7 protein-coding genes and 1 pseudogene are annotated in these 7,509 nt (G+C 63.9%); 2 read left to right on the forward strand and 6 right to left on the reverse strand.

The annotated features are described in order from the left end of the window. Window positions 1–201: 201 nt before the first annotated feature. Window positions 202–423: a 50S ribosomal protein L31 gene (gene rpmE, locus EN984_RS15225; protein WP_023811830.1), complete on the reverse strand. Its 222-nt coding sequence runs from the start codon at window positions 421–423 to the stop codon at window positions 202–204. 206 nt (window positions 424–629) lie between these two features. Between rpmE and EN984_RS15230 the strand changes: the two genes are divergently transcribed. Next, window positions 630–2,429: an ABC transporter transmembrane domain-containing protein gene (locus EN984_RS15230; protein ID WP_127272584.1), complete on the forward strand. Its 1,800-nt coding sequence runs from the start codon at window positions 630–632 to the stop codon at window positions 2,427–2,429. 31 nt (window positions 2,430–2,460) lie between these two features. On the opposite strand, the gene EN984_RS15235 is transcribed toward EN984_RS15230, so the two are convergent. Next, window positions 2,461–3,948, reverse strand: coding sequence for a carboxypeptidase M32 (locus EN984_RS15235; RefSeq protein WP_127269093.1), 1,488 nt, complete (start codon window positions 3,946–3,948; stop codon window positions 2,461–2,463). Window positions 3,949–4,089: 141 nt separating this feature from the next. Between EN984_RS15235 and EN984_RS15240 the strand changes: the two genes are divergently transcribed. Then, a complete protein-coding gene (locus EN984_RS15240; protein WP_127269092.1) occupies window positions 4,090–4,443 on the forward strand; it encodes a DUF1304 domain-containing protein in 354 nt (117 codons plus the stop codon). A gap of 75 nt (window positions 4,444–4,518) precedes the next feature. On the opposite strand, the gene EN984_RS15245 is transcribed toward EN984_RS15240, so the two are convergent. From EN984_RS15245 to EN984_RS38800, 4 genes and pseudogenes are all read right to left on the reverse strand, one after another. Further along, window positions 4,519–4,947: a hypothetical protein gene (locus EN984_RS15245; RefSeq protein ID WP_127269091.1), complete on the reverse strand. Its 429-nt coding sequence runs from the start codon at window positions 4,945–4,947 to the stop codon at window positions 4,519–4,521. Between the two features lie 237 nt (window positions 4,948–5,184). Beyond that, complete coding sequence (locus EN984_RS15250; protein ID WP_127272583.1) at window positions 5,185–6,216, reverse strand: peptidoglycan -binding protein; 1,032 nt, start codon at window positions 6,214–6,216, stop codon at window positions 5,185–5,187. A 1-nt stretch (window position 6,217) separates the two neighbouring features. Then, window positions 6,218–7,243, reverse strand: a complete 1,026-nt coding sequence (locus tag EN984_RS15255; RefSeq protein WP_127383812.1) for a MotA/TolQ/ExbB proton channel family protein — start codon at window positions 7,241–7,243, stop codon at window positions 6,218–6,220. 104 nt (window positions 7,244–7,347) lie between these two features. Beyond that, a pseudogene (locus EN984_RS38800) lies at window positions 7,348–7,509 on the reverse strand (hemolysin III family protein); the annotation flags it as partial.

Raw genomic sequence — 7,509 nt, forward strand, 5'->3', positions numbered from 1 at the left:
AGCCTGTCGCCCTCTTGGCGCTCAACCGAGATCGCCAGCCGCATGGCGCTGAGGGAATTGCTGGCCGAGTAGCAACGCGCCGCAACAAAAAACCCGCCACGAAGGCGGGTTTTTGATCTGTAAAAAGCTCGTTTGGTTTAAGATCTTACTTGGTGCAAGTCATTATCCCAAAACCGCTTCGCACTTTTGGGCGACATGCACTTAGATGCCGAAACCTTCGAAACGCTTCTTGAACTTCGACAGGCGGCCGCCGCGGTCGAGCAGGGTCTGCTGGCCGCCGGTCCAGGCCGGATGGGTGGTCGGGTCGATATCGAGGTTCATCGTATCGCCTTCCTTGCCCCAGGTCGAACGGGTCGTGTATTCGGTGCCGTCGGTCATGACGACCTTGATGGTGTGGTAATCGGGATGAATAGCGCTCTTCATGGCTCGGTTCCTGGCTTGCCGGCGCGGCTGACGGGCATAAGCCTGCGTCGATGCGCCTCTTTTTAAAACTCGAAGCCGCAGCTATTGAGGAGCCACGGCTTCTAAAACGGTCGGCGAGCCTATACATCAGCCGGAATTGAATCACAAGGCCGCGGCAAGCGCATATTGAGGCGCAGACCCCAAGGGCGGCTGGAGGAAACATCGGGATGGCGCAAATCACCAGCGCAGACGAGCGCCGGCGTTCGCTCAAGCCGCTCCGGCGCCTGTTCCCCTACATCACGCACTATCGCACACTGGTCGTCGGCGCCATCATCTCGCTGGTCATCGCGGCGGCAACCACGCTGGCGCTGCCGCTGGCGGTGCGACGCATGATCGATTATGGTTTCTCGTCGTCCAGCACCACCTTCATTGCCGAATATTTCGCCGCCCTGGTGGCGATGGCCGCCGTGCTGGCGGCGGCATCGGCCGGCCGCTACTATTTCGTCATCACGCTGGGCGAGCGCGTCGTCGCCGATATCCGGCGCGATGTCTTCGCCCATGTGACGACGCTGTCGCCTGCCTTCTTCGACACCGCCCAGTCGGGCGAGATCGTGTCGCGGCTTGCCGCCGACACGACGCAGGTCAAGTCGGCGGTCGGCGCGACGGCTTCGGTGGCGCTGCGCAACGTCATCCTCGGCCTTGGCGCGGTGGGGATGATGGTCATCACCAGCCCGAAACTGTCCGGGTTGGTCATTGCCGCTATTCCTGTCATTGTGCTGCCGCTGGTCGCTTTCGGCCGTTCGGTGCGGCGCAAATCACGCCAGGCGCAGGATACGCTGGCCGATGCCACCGCCTATGCCAGCGAGCAGATAGGCGCGGTGCGCACGCTGCAGGCCTTTACCAATGAGAAGCTGGTCACCGGGCATTTCTCGGCCGCGGTGGAAGCTGCTTTCGAGGCGGCACGCTCCTCGATCTTCGCGCGCTCCTTCCTTACCTTCTTCGCCATTTTCACCATCTTCTCGTCCGTCGTGGCGGTGCTGTGGTTCGGCTCGCGCGACGTGCTCGAAGGCTCGATATCGCCCGGTACGCTCGGCCAATTCCTGCTCTATTCGGTGTTCGCCGCCGGCGCGCTGGGCGCGTTGTCGGAAGTCTGGGGCGAGCTTGCGCAGGCGGCGGGCGCCGCCGAACGGCTGACCGAAATCCTGGCCGAGAAGCCGGCGATCCAGGCTCCCGCCGATCCGAAGCCGCTGCCGGCCGTCGCCAAGGGCGCGATCGCCTTCGACAATGTCTCCTTCTCCTACCCGGCAAGGCCGGACCGTGCCGCCGTGCATGGCTTGAGCTTTCAGGTCATGCCGGGCGAGACGGTGGCGATCGTCGGGCCGTCAGGGGCCGGCAAGAGCACGGTGTTTTCGCTGATCCTACGCTTCTACGATCCCGAAACAGGCAAGATCCTGATCGATGGCGTCGATGTGCGCGAGGCCGATCCCGTTTCGATCCGCCAGCGCATCGCGATCGTGCCGCAGGACGTCACCATTTTCGCGGCAAGCGCGCGTGACAATATTGGGTTCGGCCGGCCGGGAGCCAGCAAGGCCGAAATCGAGACGGCGGCGAAGGATGCACTTGCCGATGAATTCATCCTCAAGCTCGAGAACGGGTATGACAGCCAGGTCGGTGAGCGCGGCGTGACGCTGTCAGGCGGCCAGCGCCAGCGGGTTGCGATCGCCCGCGCCATCCTGCGCGACGCCCCGATCCTGCTGCTCGACGAGGCCACCTCCGCCCTCGACGCCGAAAGCGAGACGCTGGTGCAGACGGCGCTGGAACGGCTGATGCAGGGCCGCACCACGATCGTCATCGCCCACCGCCTGGCAACGGTGCTGAAGGCCGACAGGATCCTGGTCATGGATGGCGGCTCGATCGTCGAGGAAGGCACGCATCAAAGCCTTGTCGCCAAGGGCGGCATCTATGCGCGGCTGGCCAAGCTGCAGTTCGAAACCGGAGCCAGTGCTTTCAGGGGCGCGGCTGAGTAGGCAGAAACATCTGCCGCTGTGCCGGCAGCCGCTATACGGCTCCGTATCGCTGCTTCAGATGGTTCACGAAATAAGTGGCGTTGAGCTTTTCGCCGGTGGCGCGTTCGAGCAGGTCCGGCGTCGACCAGCGTGATCCCTGCGACCAGATTTTTTCGCGGCGCCAGTCGTTGATCGCCTCGAAATTGCCTTTGGCGAGATCCTCGTCGGCGGCAGGATGATCCCGCGTCAGCGCCGCCCATTGCTGCGCCGCCATCATCGCGCCCAGCGTGTAGGATGGGAAATAGCCAAAGGCCGCACCCGGCCAGTGCACGTCCTGCATCGGTCCGTCGGCGGGGTTGTCGATGGTGGAGAGGCCGAGATAGTCACGCATCTTGGCGTCCCAGGCTTCGGGCAGATCAGCCACCTCCAGCCGACCCGCGACGAGTTCCTGCTCCAGTTCGTAGCGCAGGATGACATGCAGGGGATAGGTCACCTCGTCGGCATCGACACGGATCAGGCCGCGCTCGACGCGATGCACATGCGGCAGGATGTCGTCGAGCGACCAGGCTTCGCCGAGATGCTTTTCGACCACCGGCAGCGCCCAGCGCCAGAAGGCCGGGTTGCGGCCGAGCTGCTTCTCGACGAACAGGCTCTGGCTTTCATGCACGGCCATGCCGCGCGCCTTGCCGAGCGGCCAGTGCGACCATGCCTTCGGCAGGTTCTGCTCGTAGAGCGCATGGCCGGTCTCGTGCAGTACGCCCATCAGCGCCGACAGGAAGTCTGTAGTCTTGTAGCGGGTGGTGATGCGCACGTCGCTCGGCACGCCGCCGCAGAAAGGGTGGTGCGACACCGACAGCGACCCGTGTGTCAGGTCGAAGCCGACCGCCGCCATCATGGCAAGGCCGAGCTCGCGCTGCCGGTCGATCGCATAGGTGCCTGAGAGCGGCTTCAGCGGGCGCTTGCGCAGCCGTGCGTCCTGGATAGCCAGCGCCTCCGGCACAAAACCTTTCAGGAAAGCCTTCAGGTCGGCGAACACTGGCGTGATGTCGGCGGTGCGGTTGCCGGGGTCGTACTGCTCCATCAGCGCGTCATAGGGGGCGAGGCCGAGCACATCGGCACGCAGCGCCGCTTCCTCGCGCACCAGCGCCACGACGCCCTCCAGCGCCGGCTGGAAGCCCGCCCAGTCGTTCTTGGCGCGCAGGCCGCGCCACAGCTGCTCGCAACGCATGCGCGCGGTCGTCTGGCGTTCGACGAATTCGACCGGCAGGCAGGTCAGGTTGGCGTATTGGCGCCGCAGTTCCGAGACCGCAGTGCGCTGCTCTTCACCCAATGCTTCCTGTTCGGCCGCAGCGATCCAGTCGGCTATCTCCGGCGCCGTTGCCCTGGTGTGATACATGCCGGCCAGTGCCGACATCGCCTCGGCACGCTTCTCGCCACCGCCGACGGCCATGTGGGTGGCCTCATCGGCGCCGAGAATGGCCAGTGCATGCTCGAGCGCTTCGAGCTTGTGGCAGAGGTCATCGAGTTTCTGAAAGGACATGGCGGCTTCCGTGATTGGGGACGGCGCGAAAAGACACCAACACAAATGCGTTGGCAACCCTCGGATGCCGTCGGGCAAATGCACCTTGCGCAGGCGATGCCGCGCATGGAATGCTGCCGGCGACAACGCAAGGGGGACGAAATGATCGGCAACATCCTGGTTGGGCTGGTGGCCTTGATCCATGCCTACATCGTCTATCTGGAGATGGTGCTGTGGGACACGCCGCGCGGACACAAGGCTTTCAACCTGACCCCGGAATTCGCCAGCGCCTCCAAGGTGCTCGCCGCCAATCAGGGGCTCTACAACGGTTTCCTCGCCGCCGGCTTCATCTGGGGGCTTTACCTCGGGGCGGCCGGTTTCCAGGTCAAGGTGTTTTTCCTGCTGTGCGTGGCTGTTGCCGGCCTCTATGGCGCGGCAACGGTTGGCCGCAAAATCCTGTTTATCCAGACCGCGCCGGCGATTGCCGCGCTGATCGCGGTCTGGCTGGGCTGGTAAAAAGGACGCCCGCGGGATGGCTCCCGAAAGCGTCAGGTGATCCCTTCCTCTTGGACCGTTTCGGGCGCTATGGCCTCAGCCGTTCGGGTAGTTGCCGCCGTCGTCGCCGTCGCCCATCAGGAAACCGCTGCCGGTATCGACCCTCAGGCGCTGGTCGACATTGTCGAGCCGGCGCAGCAGGTCATGATATTGCGCGGCCGGTATCCTGCCGTGATCGGACGCGGCGACTTTCTCTGCCGCCTGACCGATGTGGGCCGTGCGCATTTCCAGGCGTTCCGCCACGGCCGGGGTGATGTTGTTGGCCTGTCTTGCGTCCACGATGCCCTGCCGGACGCCCTGCACCTGTGCGATAAGCGCCTCGACACGCGGGCCAGTCATGTCGGTCGGATCGGCCGCGTCGAGAGCGCCCTTGTGATGGCCCGCGGCATAGGCGCCGGCAAGCGGAACGGCGATGAGGAGCGCCGTGAGTGTAGCAGTTCTAAGCGAGGTCTTGAAAGAGCGCATCACGCGTCTCCTCTTGTAGAGGAAGGCGGCGGTTGTCCGCCTGCCTTCCGGCCTTGGGCCGTCCGGTTCCGTCGCGTCGCGATGAGGGGGTTCATCGCCGGCGGTTCTCGGCCCGGGCGGCAAGTTAGGATCGCCCTGCGACAATGTGTAATTAAAAAAAGATAATCTTTTCAGGCCTTGTCGGCCTCTATCTGCGCTCTAGAGTTGAGCCGACGAACAAGTTCGCGTGATTTTGGATCAACGTTCGGTGAGCTTCAGTTCAATACGGCGGTTCTTATTGCGCGCCTCTTCGGTGTCGGCGGGGTCGAGCGGCTGGAACTCACCGAAACCGGCGGCTACGAGCCGGTTGGCAGGCACGCCGTTTTCGATCAGGAATTTCACCACCGATGTCGAACGCGCCGTCGACAGCTCCCAATTGTCGCGGTAGCGGCCGGCGCCGGAGAGCGGCTTATTGTCAGTGTGGCCGTCGACGCGCAGCACCCAGTTGATCTCGGGCGGGATTTCCTTCTGCAACTCGATGATGGCGTCGGCGAGCTTCTTCATCTCGACCTTGCCGGCATCGTTGATCACCTCGGAGCCGGTCGGGAACAGCACTTCCGACTGGAAGACGAAGCGGTCGCCGACGATACGGATGTTCTCTCGGTCGGCGAGGATTTCGCGCAAGCGGCCGAAGAAGTCGGAGCGGTAGCGGTTCAACTCCTGCACGCGCTGTGCCAGAGCGACGTTGAGGCGTCGGCCGAGGTCGGCGATCTTGGTGTTGGAATCGCGGTCGCGGATTTCGGAGACGTTGAGCGCATCCTCGAGCGCGCCGATCTGCTTGCGCAGTGCCGCGATCTGCTGGTTGAGGATCTCGACCTGGCTCAGCGCCTGCTGGCTGATCTGGCGTTGGTTGTCGAGTTCGCCGCCCAGCGCCGCGGCGCGCTGGTTGGCGGCGTCGCCGGCACCGGCGCCTTGCGCCAGCAACTGTTGGAGCCGGCTCCTTTCCGCTTGCGCGGCTGACAGCGACGCCTGCAGATTGGCCAGTGAATCATCCTTGTCCTGCGCCGTCGAGCGCTCCAGCGCCAGCAACTGGGTCAGCTCGTTGATTTGCGAGTTGAGGCGCGAGAGTGCCGTATCCTTGCCGGAGATTTCGCGTCCCAGCAGGAACTGCGCCAGCACGAAGACCGTGAGCAGGAACATGATGGCCAAAAGCAGCGTCGACAGCGCGTCGACAAAGCCCGGCCAGTAGTCGATGCGGCGATCGGTGCGCCGGCCCCTGGCGAGTGCCACTTCAGTGCACTCCGGGCTTCTTCAGGGCATCGGCGATCTTTTCCAGCGTGTTGCGCATCGCCTTCTGCTCGTCGGACTGGGCTTCGACCCAGTCGCGCATGATCTGCTGTTCCGAGCGCATGTTCTTGACCAGGCCGGAAATGCCGTCGGCGAGATTGGCCATGGCGGTGGCGACGCGCGGGTTGGAGCCGCCGCCATTCTCCTGCATCGAGCGCAGCCTTTCCGACAGCACCCGGATCTCGTCGGAGGATTCGGTCTTGGCTGGGTCGGCGACGACGATGTCCGACGACAGGTCGGTCACCGAGGACAGCCAGTTTTCCAGTTCGGTGTAGAAGCGTGTCTGGGCGCGACCGGCCTGCAGGTCGAGGAAGCCGAGCACCAGCGAGCCGGAGAGGCCGAACAGCGAGGACGAGAAGGCGGTGCCCATGCCGGCCAGCGGCGCCGAAAGCCCCTGCTTCAGGGAATCGAGCACCGCGGCGGCGTCACCGGTGCCGGGATCGAGCGATTCGATGGTCTCGCGGATCGAACCGATGGTGTTCAACAGTCCCCAGAAAGTGCCGAGCAGGCCGAGGAACACCAGCAGGCCGACGAGATAGCGCGAGGTGTCGCGGCTTTCGTCGAGGCGGGTGGCGATGGAATCGAGCATGGTGCGCATCGAACTGGTCGAGAAGGCCGTCGCCGAGGAGCGGCCGATCATCGCCTTCATCGGGGACAGAAGCACTGGTTCTGTCGTTTCCGAGCCGGCACGGAAGGAGTTGACCCAGCGCACTTCGCGAAACAGTCGCCCGACCTGGGCGAAGGCCAAAAGGATGCCGACCACCAGCACGCCGACGATCAGGCCATTGAGGCCGGGATTGCTGCCAAAAGCGGTTGAGATCTGTCGGGTGAGGATGGCGGCGATGAAGGCGACGATGACCAGGAAGATCACCATGGTCAGCAGAAAGACCTGCGGGCTCGATAATTTATGCGGGTCGTAGATCAGGACATCAGAACGTCTGCCCATGCCGAAGGATCTGAGAAAAGCCATCCGTGCCCCGTTTCCGATGCCGCCGCCGATCACGTAAACCGCGACTCTAAACGGAATTGTGACCAAATTGAATGGCGCTTGGCAATATTGCCGCGTCGAGAATGTCAGAGGCGATTGATGACCAGACAGTCGACCATGGCGGCCAGATGCAGGCCGGCGCCGGTGACGACGAAACCGTGCCACAGCGCGTTGTGGAAGCGCAGCCCCTTCCAGGCGAAGAAGATGACGCCGCAGGAGTAGACGATGCCGCCTGCGACGATCAGCGC

The organism is Mesorhizobium sp. M7A.F.Ca.CA.004.12.1.1, from assembly GCF_003997835.1.
Classification (GTDB): Bacteria; Pseudomonadota; Alphaproteobacteria; order Rhizobiales; family Rhizobiaceae; genus Mesorhizobium.